The organism is Microbacterium sp. AC215 (assembly GCF_979258645.1).
The window spans coordinates 3216086-3237060 of record NZ_OZ409869.1 but is presented as its reverse complement, the minus strand read 5'-3'; the positions used below and the strand labels follow the sequence as shown (position 1 = coordinate 3237060).

Genomic DNA, 20975 nt, shown 5'->3' with positions numbered 1-20975 from the left:
TTCTTCATGCCCCGAACACCCGCTCGTACAGCCCCGCATCAGATCGCGGAGCTTCAGCGGCCTCCGATGCCCGCTCTCCATACACCGTGTCCCACAGAGCAGAGTCCGAGCTCTGCTCGCGGTTCGCCGCGGGCCGGGAAGCGGAGGCGTCGGGTGCAGTGGCGGATGCCTGAGCGCGCCGTCGAGCGGCGAGGTGCGCATCCTTCGCCGGAGTCGAGGTGATGCGTGCCGGTGGCATCGCGTTGAATACACCGGCACGCATCGACGGCGTGAGATCCGGAAGAGGGAACGGAGGAAGGGAAGCCATGAGAGAACTCGATTCGAGTCGATCCACCGCACCGGCCCCCGACCCGTCGTGCGTTGCTCCCTGAGCTCCTGCCCCAAGTCGACGGCCCCTAGCTCACGCCGACTGTTGCTGGAACCATTCTACCGCTGAACTGGACTTTTTAAACGGATCACGCTCGTGTGACGGCGTGCCGAGGTGCGGTTTCGCGTCGAGGAGCTCGCTCACGAGCCTGTCGACGAGCCGCCAATCTATGCGCCCCGACGGTGCCGTGAACTCCGACTGCTTCACGAGGAGCGTGAAGTCAGACGGATCCGCGAGACGCTCCTGCAGGAAGACGGTCAGTAGAACCCTGTTCTGCTCGGCGATGATCGCCTGAGCCTCTCGGTACGACCGCCGCCACCTCGCGGCTTCGTCCGCGAGGCGGCTGTCCTTCGGCTGTCGGCTCATGACGCCGCCTCGCCGCATTCCAGCTGGATTCCGCCCGGATTCCGTGCGGAATTGCGGCCAGGAACCGCGGAGTTACGCGATCGATGCACCCCATCCACGTCACACCGTCCGGTACAGCTTGCCGCTGTTCGGTTCGATGTAAATCGTGTTCGCCGGGAGCCCAACCGATGGGCCAGAGACGGTCGGGAAGTTGGAGTGGACGTCGCCGAAGTGCATTCGGCCGGCGTTATATGCCCCGGTGCCGGGGTTTCGCCATTGGCCCCAAAGCTGGGTGCCGGGGTACGGGGGATCAATAGCCATGTCGTTCCTCGCTTTCAGCCGCACTTGCGGCGCTGTCCGATCGCGTGATTGTCACGCGCGTGCTGAGTTCCTCGTCACCGAAACGGGAGGGCATGCAGTTTGCCGTCTGGCCCGAGATAGAGCCAGTAGCCGCCGTTCGTTACGAGCCACTCCCACGTGCTCTGCCTGTCGGCGGCCGTGTGGATAACGATCTCTGTTGGCACGCTGGCCACGATTACCTGCCTCCTGCCGCAACCGCGGCGTCGCTCTTGCTCATGGCGGGATCGGAGGCGGCGCGCATAGACGATGCATGACCGCACCAGACCGTTTCCCCCGTCGGCTGTTCGCACGTATCACGAACATGCGAGCTCACATCGACAGCGCCTCGACCTACCTCGGAACCCGCGATCCCCAGAAGCTCGCGGAACTGTGCATCCTCCCCACCGACCTCGGCACGTGGATGCACTGGGTGACCTGGCTCATCATCACGCTGCTCGAATGACGCCTCGCGCGTACTGAACTCGCGCTGGGTACTCGCCACCTCGCCCCCATGCTCGGATCCGCCGACCGGGCGACGGGGTCGACCACCTTGCCACCGCGTCCTCATCAGCCAGCGCGAGCGGGAGCGAGCAAGACCGTGCCCAACTCCAGAGATGACCTCGCCCTGAGCCTCTTCGCCAGAGGGGCGTCGAGCCGCAAGCGGCCCGACGAAGCCGATCAAGGAAGATCCTCGCCTCATATCTGCGGCAGACCGGCTCGCGCTAGTAGTTATACCCTCAAGCCCGACCATCGGGCATGTTGCCACTCCCGAAGTTGCCCCGTGAATCGGGCATGTTTCAGGCCGCGAAGGTGCCCGATGATCGGGCAGGTTTGAGGTCTCGGATATCCCCAAACCGATACCGCGTCGCTCGACCTTGGCGCCCCGGCTCATGCTCGAGGATCGCGCCCGTCTCGAGCAGTCGCGCGATCGACGCCTGGATAGTGGATCGCGCGATGCCGAGGTGGTCACGTAGGTGAGTCTGCGGGATCCAGGCGATGCCGTCCTGTTCGTGATCGAGGAGGGCGATGAGGACGAGAGCGTCGCTCTGGGTGAGGTTGAGTTCTGCCATGCCGCCCCGCACGAGCCAGCGGGTGGTGAGTCGGGCCACACGTCACACACCTCCCTCTCGGTCGCGCAGCGCCTCGTCGACACGCGAGCAACGACGCACAGTCCGGTTTCCTCTCTCGAGCTCCGCTGCGGCAGCGACAAGGTCGGCGGCGAGCGCGCGCATCGCGGTCGAGTCCATGTCGTCCGGAGCGGTGACGAAGACGTTTGGCCGGGTGACGTCGTCGAGGAACTCGATCGCGCCGTTCTCAGCGACGGCGCAACGCTCGAGAACGACCTGGCCGAAGACGTGGGTGAAGGTCACCCCCGCCGTGCCTTGGTAGTCGCAGTCGTCCACCGAGACGGCGTTAGCCCATGCGGGTCGGGATGCGGTGATCGCCTCGAGCAGCCGATCGCGAATGAGCGCCGCGTCGGAGAGGTAATCGATCATGGCCTGCGCCTCGGGCGCGAAGCGGATATTCTGAGGCACGTTCGCTTCCTTTTCTGCTGAATCGGTTGTGTCATTGCCCTCGTCGCCCTGCCAGGCGCCGGGGGCGTTCTTCTTGTCCTCCATCGTCAGACTGCCTGCGCCGTGCTGGTGCGCTCGGACGCCTCGAGCCACTCGATGATGTCGCGACGCCGGTAAACGACGGTTCGCGGCGTCGGCTTGAGGAACTTTGGCCCCTTGCCGGTGAAGCGCAGTTGCGCCAGGTTGCTCTTCGACATGCCCGGGATCAGCAAGCACGCCTGCTCCGGGCTGAGGTAGGTCTCCGCGGCTTCCATGAATCGTCTCCTGTTCGGAAAAACTGTACTTGAGTTCGGATTATCCGAACTGGCTAGATCAAATCATATGATCTGCTCTAGAGTCAAGATCATGGCAACTTCCTCGATTCCGATTGGCGAGACTGGCGAAACAGTCGCCGCGAACATCCGCCGCATCCGTGGCATTCGTCGCATGCGACTCGAGGACGTCGCGGACCTCATGTCGTTCCACGGCAGGAAGATGTCCAAAGCGACCCTGAGCCAGATCGAGAACCGTCAGCGTCGAATCGACGTTGACGACCTCCTCGTCTTTTCGCGAGTGCTGAAAGTCAGCCCACTCGACCTCCTCGTTCCCCCGGCGTTCCCGGTGGGAGAGACAGCCGTCAAGATGACCGGTTTCAACTGGACGACATCCGACCGGGTCACCGACTGGGTCGACGGCGTCGCTCCTCTCGCGGATGCAGACGCGTTCGAGGGCGCCAACGACGACGACTGGGACGCCTGGTATCGGGTCGATCGCCGGAAGATCGCCGAGGAGCCGGAGGGTGCTGACTTCCCGAACCGCAAGCGGCCCTGATGGGCAGCGTCCACTCCTACACGACGAAGGCCGGGAAGCGGCTCTATCGGATCGCGTACCGGCGCCCCGATCACTCGCAGACCACTGAGCGCGGCTTCACGACGAAGCGGAATGCTGAACTGCGGCTCGCCGAGGTCGAGGTGTCGAAGGGGCGCGGCGAGTACGTGAACCCCTCGACAGCGAGAGTGACCATTGGAGCGCTCGGCGAGGCATGGCTGCGCGACAAGGAGGCGAGCCTGAAGCCCTCCACCTTCCGGGCCGTGTCGGATGCCTGGCGGGTCTATGTTGCCCCGAGATGGGGGGAGACGCCCGTCTCCGCGGTGCAGCACTCTGCAGTGCGGGAGTGGGTGCGGCAGCTGTCTGACGGCACAGCTCCGAGCGCGCGCCGCGAGTCTGCGAGAACTGCGGGCTTGGCGTCGAAGCCGAAGAGCGCGACGGTCGTCCTGCGGGCGCACGGCGTGCTTGCGGCGATCCTCGACGTCGCGCTCCGCGATCGCCGGGTGACACAGAACGCTGCCCGCGGCCTCGACAACCTCCCCCGCAAGGTGTCCAAGCCCCACGTGTATCTGTCTCATGAGCAGGTGGGCGCGCTCGCCGAGGCATCCGGCGAGAACGCGACGCTGATCCTCACGGCGGCGTACACGGGCCTCCGGTGGGGCGAGCTCACCGGATTGCGCGTCCGGGACGTGGACGCACTGAAGCGGCGGCTGAGCGTCCAGGAGAATGCCGTGAAGGTCGGAGCGACCATCCACGTCGGGACGCCGAAGACGCACGAGCGGCGAAGCGTTTCGTTCCCGCGGTTCCTCGCGTTGCCAGTCGCCCGCGAATGCGAGGGCAAGAGCCGTGACGCACTCCTGTTCGGCGACGGACTCGTGCACGTTCCACGACCACGCACGAGCGCAGGATCCCGTTCCTGGTTCATCACCGCGCTCGAGACAGCAGGACTCCCCCGCATGACCATCCACGACCTGCGGCACACCGCGGCGTCACTCGCGATCTCGGCCGGCGCGAACGTCAAAGCCGTGCAGCGGATGCTTGGACACAAGTCCGCCGCGATGACCCTCGACGTCTACGCCGACCTTTTCGACGACGACCTGGAGGCCGTTTCGGATGCTCTCGATCAGGCTCGCGCATCGTCGAGTGTTGCTGTTTCGTTGTCACGGAGCGCACCCTAGGACGCGAAGAAGCCCCGTAAACCCTGATATTCCAAGGCTGGCGGGGCTTCTGAGTTGGACGCGACGGCGGGAGTCGAACCCGCAACGCCATCAGGTATGAGCTGAGGCCCGGGACCGCCCGGATCGCCGCGATGGGAATGACGCTACCCGGCCCCGACCGGGAAGACCAGGAACGTTGCGGGGATTGACAGAGTGAGTCCGCGCATGACAAGGGCCGTCGCGGGGCGTCACACGTCGGCGTCGGCCCGGCGGTGTACCGTCACGATCATGGCAGCCGCAGACGCCCTCGTCACGACCGGACAGAAGACGCATCGCTACCTGCGTCTGGCGCTGGTTCTCATCGTCGTCGCGCTGATCTTCTCTGTCGTGCTGCAGAGCGTCGTCGTGTCGTGGACACCCCTGATCTTCGGCTGGAACCCGCTGCCCTCGATCAGCCACGCCTTCTACACACCGGTCCGCGACATCTTCGTCGGCACGCTGATCGCGGCATCCGTGGCCCTGCTCGCGCTCTCGGGACGCAGTCGCGCGACGACCCTGCTCGACGTGTGCGCGGTGTTCGCGCCGCTCATCGCGATCGTCCCCGTGGGCATCGCCGATCCGCGCGCGGTCGACCGGATGCCGTGCCCGACGGCGCAGGAGTGCATCCCCGTCGACGCCGTCGCAAGCGCGAAAGCGGGAATCGCCGTCTACGCCGTGGTGGTCGTGGCGGTCGTGGTCACGATGGCGCTGATCCGTCGCCGCACCCGCACCCCGAATCGCTCGGCGATGCTCGTCTCGATCATCGCGCTCGTGACCGCGGTCGTGGTCGTGGCGCTCGCATTCGCTCCGGCGGTCAACGAGCACTTCCCGTTCAACTTCTGGCCGGTCAACAGCATCCACTTCGCAGCGACCCTGTTGTTCTTCGGAGTGTTCGCAGCCGTCCCGATCCTCTACGCGGGAGGGCCGCTCGACCCGGACGAGACGCCGCCCACGCCCCGACAGCGCACGATCTATCGGTGGATCTCGGGGCTGATGATCGCCGACCTCGTGCTGCTGGTGGTGGCTCTGCTCTTCCGTCAGGCCTTCGGTGAGACTCCGGTCGTGCTGATCGGCGAGGCCGTCGCGCTGATCCTGTTCGCCACGTTCTGGTGGGTGCAGACCTTCCAGCGGTGGAACGACCCGAACCCGCCGTCGATCTCCGCGCCTCGACCGTCCGCCGCGTGAGGGCACTCAGCCGTGTGAGGGGTCGGCAGCGCCCTCAGCGCCGGATCGAGTCGTGGAAGGGGTTCGGCTCGAGCGTGAAATCGGTCGACGCGTCGGCCCAGGTGCCGCTGCCCACCGACGATCGACCCCGCCGCAGAGCGCCGAGCAGCGCCGTGGCGGGCACGCCGACGGCGAGCGCCGCGGTTCCGCGGAGTGTGCGGTCGTTCGCCCCGAGCACACTCGCGCGATGCCACGCCTCGTGCATCGCGCCACCGCGGGCCGCCGGCACGCGCTTCGCCGGGAGTCCCCCGGCGCGGCGCAGCGCGACGAGCTGTTCGACGTGCTCCCACCAGGTCGATTCGGCCGAGGGGTGGAAGTAGTTGTCACGCAGCCAGACGGGGTGCGGATGCCGGAAGCGCCCGGCCACGACCTCACTGCGCCCGCCCAGCAGACCGCTGCCGACGAACACCGTGTTCAACAGGCTCTTGCTCACTCCGAACGAGTCGAGGGCGATCACGGGCACCCCCTGCGCCACCGCCTCGACCGCCGCGGTGGAGCTGACCGTGACGAGTCCGGCCGCCGTCGACAGCGCCTGTGCCATGGATCCGTACGAGACGACGAGGTTCCCCGGACGCCTCGCAGGGAGCAGATCGAGGTACGCGTCGCGTTCGAGATGCGTCTCCGACTCACCGGGCCGCGACCGCAGCTTGACCACCACACGGCGGTTCGGGTCCGCTGCGGCCGCGCGCACGAGGGTGGCCGCGATCTCGGCCCGCTCCTCCCGGTCGGTGGGCACGAGGGCCTGGGCCGCGAACACGATGTCGGTCGCCGGCATCCGCACCGCCCGGGGCTCGGCCGGCCTCTCGGCGACGAGGGTTCCGGTCGATCCTCCGGACTCGGCCGCGATCACCCGTGCCCGATCAGCCGCCACCATCCGCGATCGGGATCTCGCGAACGGCAGGGTCGCGAGCGCTGTCGGCACCTGCACGCCGATCCGGCGACCCAGCTCGGCGAACGCGCGCTCCTCCCGATGCGAGTGCACGACGAGCAGATCTGCGTGACGCCGGTACTCGAGGGCACCGCGCTGTGCGGGAACGGCCATGCCCGGCAGTCCGGCGACGACGACCGGTCGCACGGTGAGCCCGTCGACGACCCGGCCCAACAAGCGCACGAACGGGCCGCGGCCAGCGAGCAGCACGACGTCAGGACGCTGCCCCTCGAGCCAGGCGCTCACGCGCGCGAAGGACAGGCGGGTCACATCGTCGGACAGCATCCCCGTGCCCGCCAGCGCACTCCGCTGCTGGTCGAGGCTGGCGGTCAGCGGCGTCTGCACGAGCAGCAGGTGCGGACGGATGCCGGGCACGCTGCCGAGCAGCGACGCCGACCATTTCACGAACGAGTCGGCGTCGGCGATCGCGACGACCCGCAGCGAACCGGATCCGCTCATGCCGGGATGCGGCGCAGCTTGGCCATCGGCGCCCGCTCACTGTCGAACACGCGCTTGACGCCGTCGCCCAGGGCCATCTCGATCACGCGGATGTCGCGCACGAGGTGCTCGAGTCCGGTGGGTTCGAGGGATGCCGCATGGTCGGAGCCCCACATCGTGCGGTCGAGCGTGATGTGGCGTTCGACGGCCACCGCTCCGATCGCGACGGCGGCGAGCGAGATCTGCAGCCCCCGCTCGTGGCCCGAGTATCCGACCGGAACACCGGGGTAGCGGTCGCGCAGGGTGGCGATCGCGCGCAGGTTGGCCTCTTCGGGCTCGAGCGGATACGTCGAGGTGGCGTGCATCAGCACCACCCGGTCGGTGCCGAGGGTCGTGAGGGCGCGATCGATCTGCTCGATCGTCGACATGCCGGTGGAGAGGATGACGGGCTTGCCGGTCTCGCGCAGCGCGACGAGCAGCTCGGTGTCGGTCAGGCTCGCGGAGGCGACCTTGTGCGCCACGACGTTGAGGTCTTCGAGGAAGGCGACGCTCGGCACGTCCCACGGCGACGCGAACCAGTCGAGCCCGAGCATCGTGGCGTGATCGCCGATCGCGATGTACTCGTCACGGCCGAACTCGACGCGGCGGCGGTAGTCGAGGTAGCTCATGGTGCCCCATGGCGTCTCGCGCGGAACATCGCGCATGTGCTCGGGGGTGGAGATCTCGGGGGTGCGCTTCTGGAACTTCACGGCGTCGGCTCCCGCCTTCGCCGCGACGTCGATCAGGCGCTTGGCGAGGTCGACGTCGCCGTTGTGGTTGAGGCCGATCTCCGCGATGACATAGGCGGGGTGACCGCCGCCGATCACGCGTGAGCCGATGCTGACAGTCATGGTTCCTCCGGTCGTCGAAATGGCCTTCTCTCCTGAGTACGCGCCGGGGGTGAACGCCGAACGACAGGAGGGTTACCGGCACCGGTCAGGCGGGCAACACCCGTTCGATCAGCTCGCGGACGGCGCCGTGGCCGCCCCGGCGCGTCAGCACGACCCTGGCGGCCTCGAGCACCAGCGGATGCGCGTCGGCCACCGCCACCGGCCAGCCGACGATGCGCAGCGCCGGCAGGTCGTTCACGTCGTTGCCCAGGTACGCGATGTCGGCCAGCGCGATGCCGACCTCCTCTGCCCACCCGCGCAGCGCGGACTCCTTGTCGTCGATGCCGTGCAGCACCGGAACGCGCAGCTTGTCGGCCCGAGCCCGCACCACCGCGTTGACCTCGGTGGAGAGGATCAGCATCGGGATGCCGGCCCGCCGCAGCAGCGACACCCCCATGCCGTCTTCCCGGCTCACCCGCACCCGTTCGATGCCGTCGGCGTCGACCGTCGCCGTGTCGTCGGTGTGCACGCCGTCGAAGTCGGTCACGATCGCTCGCACCGGCACCCGGTCCGGGCTCTCGTGAAGGGCGGCGAGCGCTCGGGCGATGCGGAGCTGCTGCTCGTCGTCGATCTCGATCGCCGTCCATTCGGGCACCTCGGCGATGCGGATGCGGCCGAAGAAGCGGTGCTCCGCCTCACGGAAGCCCTCAGCGCGGAAGACGTAGAACGCGCCCGTCTCGAGGTAGTGCGGCTCGCGATCCTGGCGACGCGGGCGACGCGCGGCGTCGTGGTTGAGTGCGACGGCTGCGTCGGCATCCGCGCTGCGTGCCCAGAGGAATCCGTAGGTCTCATGGGCCGCGAACACGCTGTCCGCCCGACGCTCGCTCACCTCGCGCACGGCACGAGACAGGGCCTCGCGCGGGATGAACGGCGATGTCGCCTGCAGGAAGGCCACCACGTCAGCCCGGTCTCCCCCGGCGGCGAGCTCGTCGAGAGCATGCAGGATGGCCGACTCCGACGACGCCGTGTCGCCGGAGATCGCGGTCGGACGCCGCACGACTCGCGCCCCGGCCGCCTCGCTCACCGCCGCGATCTCGTCGTCGTCGGTCGACACCACCACGAGGTCGATGCCCTCGGCCTCCAGCGCCGTGCGCACGGCGCGTTCGATGAGAGGCACACCGCCCACACGGCGCAGGTTCTTGCGCGGCACGCCCTTCGACCCGCCACGTGCCGGGATGATGGCGACGACCCTGCCGACATCCGTCCTCTGCTGCTGCTGCTCGTCGATCATGCCGCTCGTCCCCTCGCCGTCATCGCCCGTCATCGTCCGTCATCGCCCTCTGAGCACGCGCCAGGCACGCGAGAGTCTGCGCCGCGCGGCGAGCACGGTGAGCCGCACCTGCTCGACTCGACCGATGCCGCCCACCGGGCGCAGCACGCGACGGATCGCCGTCTCGCGCGGCGCCCCGGGCAACCGCAGTTCGATCAGCCTCTCGGGCGCGAAGTAGCGATCGCGATCGGACGGGCGGATGCCGGAGAGCAGCTGCTCGGCACGATCGCGGAGGTGTGCGGCGACGACGGGCTGCATGACGTAGCCGACCGCGTCGATCAGGAGCTGCATGCGCGCCGGATCGCGATACGGGGAGTCCGGCCTGGTCAGCGCGTCCACGATCGTCGCAGGCACCCGGTTGCTGTTCTCGTACGGGGTCAGACGTGCGAGCACGGTGTCGGTGCCCACCGCCTCGATCTCTCGACCGAACAGGGCCTGGACGGTCGGCAGCGCCGTCGAGAACCCGGCGATCACGGCCCTGGCATCGACCCGCTCGGCCAGCGCCTCTGCGGCGAGCGCGCCGCGGTACTCGCGGAAGTCGATGTCGTGGACCGCTGCTCGGTCGCGCAGTGCGTCGCTGAGCCGAGGCGGCGCCGACGGGTGCGGCTTGAAGACGATGTGCTGCGGTCGCCGGCCGGCCGCACGATCGATCATCTCCTTCTGCAGCGCGATCTCCTCGCGCTCGCCGACCAGGCCGAGGGCAGACAGGTACTGGCCGAGGACGAGCACTGTCGGCTCTCCGTCGAGCGCGCTGTCGAGCTCCGCCGTGTCGTCGACCGCCTCGGCGGTCTCGGCGAGCACCGCCCGGAACAGATCGGGTGAGACCGGCACCGGCGTCGCGACGGGCGAACCCACCAGCGGTGTGACCCCCGGCACCACGTCGACGTGCACGACGCGGCCGATCCGAGCGGTGATCGTGTGCGGCATCCGCACCCGCATCGGCGAGTACGTCATGAGCCCGTCGCCGATGATCGTGAGACGCGCATGAGGGAAGATCTGCATCAGGACGCGCGCCGGGGCGACCTGCGGGCTCTGCACGAGCAGTTCGAGGTCGCCGGGGTCGATCCCCCATGCCTTCGTCAGCAGTCGCCGCAGCAGCGGCAGGTCGCCGGCATCCGGCTTCCAGGAGCTCGGATGGAGCGGACCGAGCAGCGCGTCGAGATCCTCGATCCGGTCGAACCGGTCGCGGAGGCTCGCGAGCGCCGGGTCGGCGACGATGCCCACGGACGTCTCGGGCACCCGCGAGGACACGAACGGCACGAGCACGCGCTCGCCGTGCTCGCCGAGCAGCCCGCCGTCGAGCGCGGCGGCGACGGTCGCGAGCCCATAGGCGCTGTGCACCGCGAAGAGCTGAGTCATGCCGCACGTCCGACCGCACGCAGCAGCGGGGCGAGCACGCGGCGACGCGGCCCGTCGAGGCGCGACAGCACGGCCGTCGTCTCACTCTGGGGCAGGCGGGCCAGCAGCCCGCGGAGGCCCGCGCGCATCTCGGCGCGCAGCGACGGCGTCATCCGCCTCGATCGCACCAGGTGCCGGGACGAGAGGGCCATCACGCTCCACACCGCCTTCGGGAGGAAGCGGTCGGCCTCGGCATCCGCCTCGACGATGTCGAGCACCTCGCCCATCGCCCGCACGAAGTCCAGTTGGCGGCGGTCGCGCACCTGGGTGAGCGATGTCGACACCCCCCGGCGGTAGAGCAGGGCAGGAGCGTCGACCACCGCGAACGACCGGGCCCGCAGATGCAGACGCCAGATCCACGGACGATCCTCGGCGGTGAACAGGCCGGGTGTGAACCCCGCGAGTCCCTCGTCGATCAGGCGACGGTGCAGGATGCCGGCCCACGCGAACGGATAGTCGACCATGGTCGGCTCGTTCTCGGGCAGGATCGCGTCGCGCGGAGAGCCGACCGCCTCGCGCCACGGGTGAGGCGCCGGCACGAGGGTGCGCACGCCGTCCTTCACGGTGACGTGATCGGTGCGGAGCATGTCGCAGCGCAGCTCATGCAGTCGGCGCACCAGCACCGAGAGCCGCCCCGGCTGCATCCAGTCGTCGCCGTCGAGAAAGCAGAACGCGTCGCCGTCGACCCGCTCGAGCCCCTGATTGCGGGCGCTCGCGAGCCCCTTCGGCCGGGCGTTGACGATGACCTCGGCGTGCGGGAAGCGCTCGGCGTAACGTCGCATGAGCATGCCGGTGTCATCACGGGAGCCGTCGTCGATCGCCACCAGCTTGAGCGCGGCGGGATCGTCGAACTGCCGTGTCAGCGTCTCGAGCGTCGTGCCGATGTAGGCGCCTGCGTCCTTGGCGGGCAGGATGACGGTCACGAGCGGTGTGCGCACAGAACTCCCCCGGGTCGACGGTGTCGGAATGCTCTCAGGCGCTCCTTGCCGGTCGGCGGCCTGCGGGTGAACGCGCGGTGACGTGATCTCGGTCGACCCCGGCGTGGCGATGCCGGATTCGCACCGCGCCCGGGGATCGGCGACGATGGGAGCATGCTCTGGCCGTTCGGAACGACGTGGCGCCCGGTGCGGCAGAAGCGCCGCAGCACGGTCGACCTGCGGTGGCTGAGCGCCCGCACCTGGACCCGCCGCTGGTACCCGCAGGGCATCGACCTGGGCCTGTGGCAGGGGCGTCGGACTCTCGCCGTGAGCTGGTTCCGGCAGCAGCTCGACGGACACCACCTGGCATCGCGGGTCGCGTTCGTCGACCTCGAGCGCTCCCGACATCTCGACGTGCTGCTCGCGATCGACGAGGACGGCGAGCTCCAGCCCGCCCGGATCCACGCCGGCGGACTCGCGTGGTTCGACGACCGCCTGTTCGTCGCAGCCACCGGCCGTGGCATCTGGGAGTTCGACCTCGCCGACATCCGGCGCGTCCGCGGCCCGGAGGCGCGACGCCTCGCCGGCGCGCGGGGACGCGGTCTGCGGGCCACCGCGCTCGTCGCGGTGCGCACCCGCGTGCACCCGCTCGACCTCCGCTGCTCGTACCTCGGCCGCGTCTACGACGACGAGGGAGTGCCCCTGCGGAGGGTGCTCATCGGCGAGTACACCCGCGACGACGAGGGACGCATCGGCGAGTTCTCCGTGCCGGACGGCGATGGCGACGAGTTCCGCGAGATCAGCCGTTTCTCGCCAGGCATCACGCACATGCAGGGCGCCGTCCGCTGGGGTGACCGGCACTTCGTCTCGCAGTCGGATCACATGCGACCCGGCGTCCTGTGGACGGGGAACCGCGATTCGCTGGCACGCGACCGGGTGCCGCTGCCCGTCGGCTGCGAGGACCTCGCGCTCGACCTCGACGAGAAGCTGCTGTGGTCGCTCGGCGAGCACCCGTGGAAGCGCGTCGTTCGCGGCATCCCGTTCCGGACGCTGGGCATCGACGGCTGACAGCTGACCCCTCAGGTCGCGAACGTAGACTGGGCAGGTGAAGAACCGTGCACCTTTCCTCGTCTACACCGTGCTGCGTCTGCTGGCCTTCCTCGTGCCGCTGGCGATCATGTGGTTCTTCTTCCCGATCTTCCGCGAGTACTGGTGGCTCGCCGCGATCTTCGCCGCGCTCATCGGCGTGAGCATCTCGATGCTGTTCCTGCGCCGGCCGCTCACCGACGCCTCGGCCCGGATCGTCGAGCGCCGCGAAGGCAAGAGCTCCGCCGCGCAGAAGGACGCCGACGTCGAGGACGACGCGATCGACGGCGCCGAGAGGGCCTGACGCACAGCGCCAGCCGGTTCGATCGGCGGCTCAGCCGGCGAGGGCCCAGAAGAACGCACCGGCATAGAGGAGTGCGGTCAGCGATGTCAGCGCCAGGGCCGTGACGAGCTCCTTCGCCTGACGATAGGTCCAGACGATCAGGATGGCCGGGAGCCCGGCGAGCAGCGCGAGCAGCCCGATCCACGCGATCGGGTACAGCAGCGCGATGAACGCGAGGATGCCGAAGGGCACGATCACGAACAGCGTGAAGAGCACCTGGGTCGCGCGCTTGCCGATCAGCACCGTCAGCGTGCGCTTGCCGACCAGGCGATCCTGATCGATGTCGCGCAGGTTGTTGGCGAGGAGCACGGCGCAGGCGAAGAGGCCCGCCGCGATCGCCCCGAGCCACGCCTGCTGGGGCAGTTCGAACGCCTGCACCCACGTCGTGCCGAGCGTCGCGACGAGGCCGAAGAAGATGAAGACGAACACCTCGCCGAGAGCGTTGTACCCGTAGGGCCTCTTGCCGCCGGTGTAGAACCACGCGGCGATGATGCACGCGGCGCCGATGGCCAGCATCCACCACTGCTCGGTGCGGACCACGATCGCGACGCCGACCGCCGCAGCGAGTGCGAAGAAGACCAACGCGGCGACGAGCACGGTGCGGGGCTTCACCCGACCGGATGCCGTCAGGCGGGCCGGGCCGACGCGCACGGCATCGGTGCCCCGGATGCCGTCGCTGTAGTCGTTCGCGAAGTTGACGCCGACCTGCAGCAGCACGGCGACCGCGAGGCACGCGAGCGCGATCACCCAGTGGAACTCCGGACCGGTGCTGCGTGCGGCGCCGGTGCCGATGACGACGGGGGCGACGGCGAGCGGCAGAGTGCGCAGCCGTGCGGCGCCGATCCAGTCGCGGACTGTGACGGGCCCGGCGTCGATGGCGGTCTGGGTCGCCGGATTGCCGCTCGCCCGCTTCGCGGGATTGCCGCTCACACGGGGCTGATTCTTCTTGCGCTTCGAGGATGCTGCCACGCAGGGAATCCTACTGGGGGCGCCGATGGACGCCCCCTCTGCGCCTCAGTCTCGGCGGAAGTTCAGATGGATGACACCGCTCTCGGCCACCTCGGAACGCAGCTCGTAGTCGTTCTCGATGCCGCGCAGTCCGTCCCAGATGCGCTGCCCGCTGCCGATCACGAGCGGGTTGACCGCAAGGTGCAGCCGGTCGACCAGGCCCCTGCGCAGGAACTGCCGCACGACGTCGATGCCGCCGCCGACGCGCACGTCCCGGTCGCCGGCCACCGCTGCAGCCCGGGCGAGCGCCTCCTCCGGGGTCGTCTCGAGGAAGTGGAAGACGGTCCCGTTGGCGAACTCGATCGGCTCGCGCCGTGCATGCGTGAGCACGAAGACCGGCACCTCGAACGGCGGCTCGTCGCCCCACCATCCGCGCCACTCGGTGTCATCGGGGTTCTGGTGCAGACCGAACATCCCGGCACCCATGATCTCGGCGCCGACGCCCTCGAAGTACTCCTGGGCGTATCTCTCGTCGACGCCGGTCGTGCCGGCACCCGACGTGTCGCCGAGCACGCGGCTGCGGAACGTCCGCGTCGCGGTGTACGCCGCGACCAGACGCGACCAGTCCTCGCCGAACGGATTCTCGGGTGATTGGTCGGTGGTCGTCGCGAATCCGTCGAGAGAGACGTTGAGATCGACGCGGACTGCCATGTGGCTCCTCGGTGCGGTGTTCTGGGTGTTCTCGGTCGTGCGGTGGGCGGGCGGGATCAGCCGTCGGGGTTGGTGTCCTTGCCGTCGAGCCAGAGCGTGTCGGACGCATCGCCGTGCGCGCCGCCCTTGCCGACGTGCTTGTCGCTGATCTTCGGCCCCTTGAGGATCACGTGGACCATCGCCTGGGCATGCCCGTGCCCGAGGCCGTAGTCCTGCTTGAGCCAGTTGAGGACGACGGTGGACTTGGTCGTCTCGTCGAAGCCCTGCTCCTTCGCCAGTTCGATGAACTGCCGCGGGGTGAGGCCGGTCTGCGTCTCGACCTTGTCGAGGTATGCCTGGAAGGACATGGGTGCTCCTGGTGTGTCGTTGGTCAGTCCTCGGAGAGGAAGGTCTGGATGATCGTGGCGGACGCATGGATGCCGATGAGGCGCAGCGTTCCGCGACCGATGTTCGTGAAGGAGTGTGGCACGAAGGCCGGGCCCGTTGCCGTGTCACCGGCGGAGGCGACGATCGTGTCCGCGCCCACCGTGATGCGCGCCGTGCCTTCGAGCACCACCCACGTCTCGGGGTAGGGATGCCAGTGCAGCCCGGGCCCGTCGCCGGGCTGATTCTCGACGTAGAAGTAGGAGATGGCCGCACCGTGATCCGCGCCGACGAAGCGTCGGCTGTTCCCGGTTCCGATGCGGATGTCCGCTGCGGCGACGGCTGCGAGAGCAGATGACGTGGTGTTCATGAGCCCAGTCTCGACAGGCCGTGATGAACGAGCTAGAGTTTCGATGTGGATCGAAACTCTGTCGTCGCAGGTGCCGGCACGCCACGCGAGGGCGTCGAGCATCCCGACCACCGCGTGGAGTTCCTTCTGAGCCCCGGAGACATCCAGGCGGTGCGATTCGGCATATCCCCCGGGCATGAGCTCGCCCACGCCGTGCGCGTGCTGCTGCGGCCGGCCCAGCATCCCCTGCAGTGGGGATGGCTGCGCGCCGTGCGCGATCGGCTGCCTCGCGAGAGCTTCCGCCTGCTCGCCGTCGTCGTCGGCGATGACGGCTATCTTCCCGACTTCTTCACGACCGCCCCCGCATGGGACATGACACCGGAGACCGAGCTGTCGGCGCTGCGCAGCGCACCCCTCGATCCGCTGCGCGTCGACCTCGGCAAGATGGTCATCCGCTCGACCGGCGCTCGCCGACGCGCGCTGCGCGACATGCAGCAGCAGCCCGAACGAGCGCGGGCGATGATCGCAGACGCCTGGTCGGAGATGTGGGATGCCGCACTGGCGCCGGTCTGGCCGCAGCTGGATCGGCTGCTGCGAGCCGACATCGCGGTCCGATCGCGCGTGATCGCCACGTCGGGGATCAGAGAGATGGCCGGGGGTCTCCACCCGAAGGTGACCTGGGGCGACGGGGCCGTGCGCGTCTCGCTGCGACGCCACAGCGAGGTCGTCGACTGCCACGGAAGCGGGCTGGTGCTCGTTCCGTCGGTGATGTCGACATGGGGGTGCATGGTGCTCACCGAGCCGCCGGCGCAACCCACGCTGTTCTACCCGGCGCGCGGGGTGACCGCCGGCTGGTCGAGGGACGCCGCCGAGATCTCCGGGGCGCTGGGCGCCCTCCTCGGCCCCGCTCGCGCCGGCATCCTCCTCGGATCCGGCACGTCCCGCACGACCTCGCAGGTCGCTCAGGACGCGGGAATCGCGGTGTCGACCGCATCCCACCACCTCACCGTGCTGCGCGATGCGGGACTGATCTCGAGCGAGCGCGACGGCGCGAGGATGCTGCATCTGCGCACGCCCCTCGGCGAGGCGATGGTCGGCGCCGCCCTATGAGCACCGCGCGTCCGCGCTATGCGGATGCGTCCGGCGCGACCGAGATGATCGGCCGGTGCTCGTAGTAGGTCTGCAGCACGACCGTGGTGCGGGTGCTCACGTTCGCGGCCAGCCGGATGTCGCGCACGAGCTCTTCCAGCGCGCGGGGCGAGGCGACCCGCACGAACAGCATGTAGCTGGCGTCTCCCGCGATCGAGTGGCACGCCTCGATCGCGTCGAGGTGTTCGAGAAGCTCGGGGGCGTTGTCGGGCTGCGCCGGGTCGAGCGGCGTGATCTCGATGAAGGCGGACAGGGGCGTGCCGACGAGTTCGGGGTCGAGGATCGCGCGGTAGCCGGTGATGATCCCGCGCGTCTCGAGGCGACGCAGACGTGACTGCACGGCCGACACGGAGAGGCCGACAGCATCGGACAACTGGGACAGTGTCGCACGGCCGTCTCGTGAGATCTCGGCCAGGATCGCGCGGTCGACAGAGTCATCCATAGATGTAATATTATCGTCAGGATTCCGTATATGCCGGAATCTTTCCGTCAAACTCTCCGATCGGAGGTCCCGATGTCCATCATTTCTGCCCACAGCACCGCTGTTCAGGCCATCGTCGGCGAACCCGAGGTCGTCGAGGACGCATCGATCGCCGAGCAGAGCGTCGCCTGGGCTCAGCTCAAGGACGCCGCGATCGCGATCCGCGAGATGCAGATCAAGGACGGATCGATCCCGGATGCCGCGCACCACGCCACGGCGCGCGACCTCGTCGCCGCGATCACCGCCGGCATCCGCGCACTCGCTCCCGCCTTCCCGCACGACGCAGAGTACCTCGCGGCCTCCGTCGTCGACTTCGACCGCTGGGTCTCGGAGGGCTTCGGCGTGCCGGACTTCCTCGACTCGCTCCTGGCGTTCCAGCCGCAGCAGCACCGCGTCGACGGCATCCGCCACCTGGTCGTCTTCCCGATGTACACGCAGAACGGATCGAGCGACCGACTCGTCGAGGCGCTGATCGTCGAGACGATCTGGCCCGAGTTCATCGCCGCCCTCGAGGCCGGCGACTACGGCAACAAGCTGTTCGTCTCGCTGCGTCTGGTCGACTTCACGCCCGGCTACGACACCAACTCGGCCGTGCTGTTCCCCGAGACCGTCGCGATGCGCGAGATCCCCTCGTTCACATGGGGCGCGATCTTCCAGGACCGCGAGGCCGCACGCTACCGCCGGGTCACCCGCGCCGCTGCCGCGATCACCAACCTCGACCTGCCTGAACGCGCGAGCGCGATGCTCGACGATCAGCAGGTGGCTGAGAAGACCTTCGTCATGTGGGACATCATCCACGACCGCACCCACATGCGCGGCGACCTGCCCTTCGACCCGTTCATGATCAAGCAGCGGATGCCGTTCTTCCTCTACTCGCTCGAGGAGATGCGCTGCGACATGACGGCGTTCCGCGAGTCGGTGAACATCGAGCGCACCCTCGCGGCCCGCATCGCCGCGGGTGAGGAGCTCACCGAGACCGAGCAGGAGATGCACGACTACGCGCACCTCGTGCAGTACGCGGTGATCTTCGACCGGATCTTCCGCTTCTCGATCACCGGCACCCGCACGCGCAACTACGACGCCGTCGGCGGACAGCTGCTGTTCGCCTGGCTGCACCAGCGCGGCGTGCTGCACTGGACCGACACGGCGCTCACCTTCGACTGGGACAACGTGCCGGATGCCGTCGTGGCTCTGGGCGACGCGATCGACGACCTGTACTGGCACTCGATCGACCGCCCGAAGGTCGCGCACTGGCTCGCCGCGTACGACCTCGTGCGCGGCACGCTCACGCCGCACCCGGCATCGCAGTGGGCCCGCGGTTTGTCGGACGAGATCCTCGCCGGCGCGCCGAAGGGTTACACGGATGCCGTGATGGACGACGAGTTCCCGCTGTCGATGTTCTTCGAGACCCTCGACAAGAAGATGAAGGCGGTCATCGAGTCGACCGTCGGCATCCGGGGCACCGACGACTGACTCGAATCGCGCATTTCTGGGGTCCGATCGTGTGGTGCGACCGGACGCAGCGTCTGCGGCCATTCCTGCCCGGGGTGGCCGCAGAACTGTTTCTTCACGAGAGTTGAGCACATGAGCGTCAGCGACCGCACGATCCTCCTCGCCGGAGCCACCAGCCCGTCTGGCCTCGCCCTGGCGCGAGCACTCGTCGACGCCGGCGCGCGCGTCGTCGCCACCGGTCGATCCTCAGAACGGCTGCACGCGCTCGACGCACTCGGCGCACAGGTCGAGGTGGCCGACGCGACCTCGCTGGCGTCGATGACGGAACTCGCTTCCCGCCTGCAGGCGATCGACGCCGTGATCCCGCTGGTCGGCGGCTGGCGCGGCGGAGGGGGCCTCGCCGGGCAGACCGACGACGACCTGCACGCGCTTATGCCCGCGTTCGATGCGGTGCGCGCCACCAGCCGCGCCTTCGACTCCCTGCTGCGCGCCTCTGACGCCGGACGTTTCGCGATCGTCTCGTCGACAGCGGTCGGTCGCCCTCTGGCGGGAGGCGCGAACTACGCCGCCGTCAAGGCCGCGAGCGAGGCGTGGACGCGCGCGGTGGCGCAGGGCTTCGCGAAGGCAGCGCGGGATGCCGTCGAGCCCCTGCGCGCGGCATCGGTCGTCTTCCGCGCCAAGGCACTGGACCCGGACTCGCTCGCGCCGCAGGTGCTCGCGCTGTGGGATGCGGACGCCGCCGATCTCAACGACCGGATCATCACGCTCGACTGAACGCCGCAGCCCGTTCCGCTGCCGACGCGTTCGGCTGGTGACGCCGTTCCGCTAGCGGCGCGCCTCCGGCACCTCAGGAGGGAGCCCTCGGAGGGGCGGCGGAGCATCCGCGACGCGCGCATCGACGCTGCGGTCCTCCGCGGAATCCGCTCGGCCCTCGGCCACCGCGTCCGCGTTCCACTCGGCGCCGGTGCCCGTGCCGCCGCCCGTGTTCTCGCCTGCGTCGTCCGGTGCGCCGTCGCCGTCGGGTTCGCCGTCGCCGGGATTCTGCTCCGGCGCGTTCGCGTAGAGCTCGGTGAGCTTGCGATACGACTTCGTGAAGAAGGCCAGCGTCGCGGCGATCACCATGATGATGCCCGCGAACAGGCAGATCAGGGCGATGCCCCGAGCCTCACCCTCACCCAGCAGCCATTCCCACTGCTGCTGCCCCTCGGGCGTCCTCATGTACGGGATGATCAGGAACTCCGCGATCGGCGCGATGAGGAATGCCGTGATCGGAGCGGCTGCGGCCTCCATCGCCGCGGCGACGCCGAACACACGCCCCTGCCTGTCATAGCGGACGACCTTCTGGATGATGGTCTGCTCGGCCGCCTCGACGGGCGGCACGAGGGCCATGTAGATCCACATGCCGACGACGTAGAGCGGCCACCATTCGCGCAACATGAACACCGACCCCAGGATGCCCATCGCGATCACGACGAGCAGCAGGGTGCGCATGGGTTTCGCCCCGAGGCCGAACTTCGCCACGAGCCCACCGCCGATCAGGAACCCGGTCGACGCGAACGCCAGCGCGAAGCCCCACATCTGCGCGTCGAAGAGCGTGAGACCGTACGGATCCATCAGCGCCATGTACACGCCGCCGATGAGGTTGTTGAACGTCGAGAAGATTATCAGCGCGAACAGTCCGGGGGCCAGCCGGATCGCCGCGACACTGCCGCGGAAGTCGAGGGCGCTCTTCGCATCGGGGTCTGGCTGCGGCGCCCCCTCGGGGATGCGGATGAAGAGCAGGTGCACGAAGGTCAGCACCATCGCGCCGATCGCGATCGCGAGCGTCCACCCCATGCCCAGGAAGCCGATAGACAACCCGGAGAAGACGCTGGTCACGAGGAAGGCCAGACCCTGCACCGTGCCGACCAGGCCGTTGGCATTGGCCCGTCGATCTTCGGGGACGAGCAGCGTGACGGTCGTCGAGAGCGCGATGTTGCGGAGCTGCTCGATCACCCCGCCGAACAGGATGATCGCCGAGAACAGCCAGAACCACGGACCGCCGAGGTCGAGCAGCGCCGCCTCCGACTGCCAGACGTAGAGAACGCCGGCGATCAGGAAGGCGACCGCCGAGATGACGCTCGAGAGCAGCATCACCGTGTGTTTGCGATTGCGGTCGACGATGGTGCCGAAGATCATCGCGAAGAAGGCGATGAACAGCATGTACGCGCCGCCGATGACGCCGGTCGCGAGCACGGACTGCGTCTCGATGTAGACCCAGAAGGTCAGCGCGAACCACAGAAAGCTCGTCGTCACGTTCGCGATGAGCGTGTTGACGAGGACGTTCGCGAAGGCGGTCTTCGCAGCGCTGCGCTCCATGAA

Annotated in this window: 25 protein-coding genes and 1 tRNA gene; 9 read left to right on the top strand and 17 right to left on the bottom strand. The window is 68.7% G+C overall.

Annotated features, from left to right (window positions below; translation table 11 throughout):
* Positions 1-4: 4 nt before the first annotated feature.
* Both ACZZZF_RS15735 and ACZZZF_RS15730 read right to left on the bottom strand, forming a co-directional pair.
* The gene (locus ACZZZF_RS15735) at positions 5-307 is read right to left on the bottom strand and encodes a hypothetical protein (protein WP_463499499.1); all 303 of its coding nucleotides are present in this window, start codon (positions 305-307) and stop codon (positions 5-7) included.
* Positions 308-400: 93 nt separating this feature from the next.
* Positions 401-733 carry a hypothetical protein gene (locus ACZZZF_RS15730; protein WP_463499497.1) on the bottom strand — a complete coding sequence of 111 codons (333 nt, stop codon included), beginning with the start codon at positions 731-733 and terminating at the stop codon, positions 401-403.
* A 589-nt stretch (positions 734-1322) separates the two neighbouring features.
* Between ACZZZF_RS15730 and ACZZZF_RS15725 the strand changes: the two genes are divergently transcribed.
* Positions 1323-1514 (top strand): hypothetical protein, encoded by a 192-nt coding sequence (locus tag ACZZZF_RS15725; RefSeq protein WP_463499494.1) that lies wholly within the window; start codon positions 1323-1325, stop codon positions 1512-1514.
* 334 nt (positions 1515-1848) lie between these two features.
* Here ACZZZF_RS15725 and ACZZZF_RS15720 read toward each other — a convergent pair whose 3' ends face one another.
* The 3 genes from ACZZZF_RS15720 to ACZZZF_RS15710 form a co-directional block, all read right to left on the bottom strand.
* Positions 1849-2160: a helix-turn-helix domain-containing protein gene (locus ACZZZF_RS15720; protein WP_463499491.1), complete on the bottom strand. Its 312-nt coding sequence runs from the start codon at positions 2158-2160 to the stop codon at positions 1849-1851.
* Between the two features lie 3 nt (positions 2161-2163).
* A complete protein-coding gene (locus ACZZZF_RS15715) occupies positions 2164-2586 on the bottom strand; it encodes a hypothetical protein (RefSeq protein WP_463499488.1) in 423 nt (140 codons plus the stop codon).
* Between the two features lie 86 nt (positions 2587-2672).
* Positions 2673-2879 (bottom strand): helix-turn-helix transcriptional regulator, encoded by a 207-nt coding sequence (locus ACZZZF_RS15710; RefSeq protein ID WP_463499487.1) that lies wholly within the window; start codon positions 2877-2879, stop codon positions 2673-2675.
* On the opposite strand from ACZZZF_RS15710, the gene ACZZZF_RS15705 reads away from it, so the two are divergent.
* Positions 2878-3435: a helix-turn-helix domain-containing protein gene (locus ACZZZF_RS15705; RefSeq protein WP_463499485.1), complete on the top strand. Its 558-nt coding sequence runs from the start codon at positions 2878-2880 to the stop codon at positions 3433-3435. The two genes, ACZZZF_RS15710 and ACZZZF_RS15705, sit on opposite strands and share 2 nt — an antisense overlap.
* Positions 3435-4610 carry a tyrosine-type recombinase/integrase gene (locus ACZZZF_RS15700; protein ID WP_463499483.1) on the top strand — a complete coding sequence of 392 codons (1176 nt, stop codon included), beginning with the start codon at positions 3435-3437 and terminating at the stop codon, positions 4608-4610. Before ACZZZF_RS15705 ends, ACZZZF_RS15700 begins: the two co-directional genes overlap by 1 nt.
* Positions 4611-4665: 55 nt before the next feature.
* Here ACZZZF_RS15700 and ACZZZF_RS15695 read toward each other — a convergent pair.
* Positions 4666-4741: transfer RNA gene (locus ACZZZF_RS15695), tRNA-Met, on the bottom strand.
* A gap of 136 nt (positions 4742-4877) precedes the next feature.
* Between ACZZZF_RS15695 and ACZZZF_RS15690 the strand changes: the two genes are divergently transcribed.
* A complete protein-coding gene (locus ACZZZF_RS15690) occupies positions 4878-5813 on the top strand; it encodes a hypothetical protein (RefSeq protein WP_463499481.1) in 936 nt (311 codons plus the stop codon).
* A 34-nt stretch (positions 5814-5847) separates the two neighbouring features.
* Here ACZZZF_RS15690 and ACZZZF_RS15685 read toward each other — a convergent pair whose 3' ends face one another.
* From ACZZZF_RS15685 to ACZZZF_RS15665, 5 genes are all read right to left on the bottom strand, one after another.
* Positions 5848-7239 carry a DUF6716 putative glycosyltransferase gene (locus ACZZZF_RS15685; RefSeq protein ID WP_463499479.1) on the bottom strand — a complete coding sequence of 464 codons (1392 nt, stop codon included), beginning with the start codon at positions 7237-7239 and terminating at the stop codon, positions 5848-5850.
* Positions 7236-8108, bottom strand: a complete 873-nt coding sequence (locus ACZZZF_RS15680; protein ID WP_056279662.1) for an N-acetylneuraminate synthase family protein — start codon at positions 8106-8108, stop codon at positions 7236-7238. The genes ACZZZF_RS15685 and ACZZZF_RS15680 overlap by 4 nt, the downstream gene beginning before the upstream one ends.
* Before the next feature lie 85 nt (positions 8109-8193).
* Positions 8194-9411, bottom strand: a complete 1218-nt coding sequence (locus ACZZZF_RS15675; RefSeq protein WP_463499477.1) for a cytidylyltransferase domain-containing protein — start codon at positions 9409-9411, stop codon at positions 8194-8196.
* Positions 9412-9417: 6 nt separating this feature from the next.
* A complete protein-coding gene (locus tag ACZZZF_RS15670; RefSeq protein WP_463499474.1) occupies positions 9418-10776 on the bottom strand; it encodes a polysialyltransferase family glycosyltransferase in 1359 nt (452 codons plus the stop codon).
* On the bottom strand, positions 10773-11753 hold the full coding sequence (locus tag ACZZZF_RS15665) for a glycosyltransferase family 2 protein (protein ID WP_463499471.1): 981 nt from the start codon (positions 11751-11753) through the stop codon (positions 10773-10775). The genes ACZZZF_RS15670 and ACZZZF_RS15665 overlap by 4 nt, the downstream gene beginning before the upstream one ends.
* Before the next feature lie 153 nt (positions 11754-11906).
* Between ACZZZF_RS15665 and ACZZZF_RS15660 the strand changes: the two genes are divergently transcribed.
* Together ACZZZF_RS15660 and ACZZZF_RS15655 are read left to right on the top strand one after the other, a co-directional pair.
* On the top strand, positions 11907-12800 hold the full coding sequence (locus ACZZZF_RS15660) for a hypothetical protein (protein ID WP_056279657.1): 894 nt from the start codon (positions 11907-11909) through the stop codon (positions 12798-12800).
* A gap of 37 nt (positions 12801-12837) precedes the next feature.
* Positions 12838-13122 (top strand): DUF4229 domain-containing protein, encoded by a 285-nt coding sequence (locus ACZZZF_RS15655; protein ID WP_053097557.1) that lies wholly within the window; start codon positions 12838-12840, stop codon positions 13120-13122.
* A gap of 30 nt (positions 13123-13152) precedes the next feature.
* Here ACZZZF_RS15655 and ACZZZF_RS15650 read toward each other — a convergent pair whose 3' ends face one another.
* Genes ACZZZF_RS15650 through ACZZZF_RS15635 form a run of 4 tightly spaced genes read right to left on the bottom strand, consistent with a single transcriptional unit; the run spans position 13153 to position 15553 of the window.
* Complete coding sequence (locus ACZZZF_RS15650; RefSeq protein ID WP_053097558.1) at positions 13153-14130, bottom strand: 1,4-dihydroxy-2-naphthoate polyprenyltransferase; 978 nt, start codon at positions 14128-14130, stop codon at positions 13153-13155.
* A 45-nt stretch (positions 14131-14175) separates the two neighbouring features.
* Positions 14176-14820: a dihydrofolate reductase family protein gene (locus ACZZZF_RS15645; protein ID WP_072591709.1), complete on the bottom strand. Its 645-nt coding sequence runs from the start codon at positions 14818-14820 to the stop codon at positions 14176-14178.
* Positions 14821-14876: 56 nt separating this feature from the next.
* Entirely contained in the window at positions 14877-15167 is a 291-nt protein-coding gene (locus ACZZZF_RS15640) for a DUF4287 domain-containing protein (RefSeq protein ID WP_053097560.1), read from the bottom strand.
* A gap of 23 nt (positions 15168-15190) precedes the next feature.
* Complete coding sequence (locus ACZZZF_RS15635; protein WP_082586670.1) at positions 15191-15553, bottom strand: cupin domain-containing protein; 363 nt, start codon at positions 15551-15553, stop codon at positions 15191-15193.
* Between the two features lie 45 nt (positions 15554-15598).
* Here ACZZZF_RS15635 and ACZZZF_RS15630 point away from each other — a divergent pair, with 45 nt between their 5' ends.
* Positions 15599-16642 (top strand): ArsR/SmtB family transcription factor, encoded by a 1044-nt coding sequence (locus tag ACZZZF_RS15630; protein ID WP_463499469.1) that lies wholly within the window; start codon positions 15599-15601, stop codon positions 16640-16642.
* A 16-nt stretch (positions 16643-16658) separates the two neighbouring features.
* Here ACZZZF_RS15630 and ACZZZF_RS15625 read toward each other — a convergent pair whose 3' ends face one another.
* Positions 16659-17123, bottom strand: a complete 465-nt coding sequence (locus ACZZZF_RS15625) for an Lrp/AsnC family transcriptional regulator (protein WP_053097561.1) — start codon at positions 17121-17123, stop codon at positions 16659-16661.
* A gap of 72 nt (positions 17124-17195) precedes the next feature.
* On the opposite strand from ACZZZF_RS15625, the gene ACZZZF_RS15620 reads away from it, so the two are divergent.
* A complete protein-coding gene (locus tag ACZZZF_RS15620) occupies positions 17196-18635 on the top strand; it encodes a DUF6421 family protein (RefSeq protein ID WP_463499466.1) in 1440 nt (479 codons plus the stop codon).
* Between the two features lie 111 nt (positions 18636-18746).
* Entirely contained in the window at positions 18747-19388 is a 642-nt protein-coding gene (locus tag ACZZZF_RS15615; RefSeq protein ID WP_463499464.1) for an SDR family NAD(P)-dependent oxidoreductase, read from the top strand.
* 51 nt (positions 19389-19439) lie between these two features.
* On the opposite strand, the gene ACZZZF_RS15610 is transcribed toward ACZZZF_RS15615, so the two are convergent.
* Positions 19440-20972 carry an MFS transporter gene (locus ACZZZF_RS15610; protein ID WP_463499461.1) on the bottom strand — a complete coding sequence of 511 codons (1533 nt, stop codon included), beginning with the start codon at positions 20970-20972 and terminating at the stop codon, positions 19440-19442.
* Positions 20973-20975 lie beyond the last annotated feature (3 nt).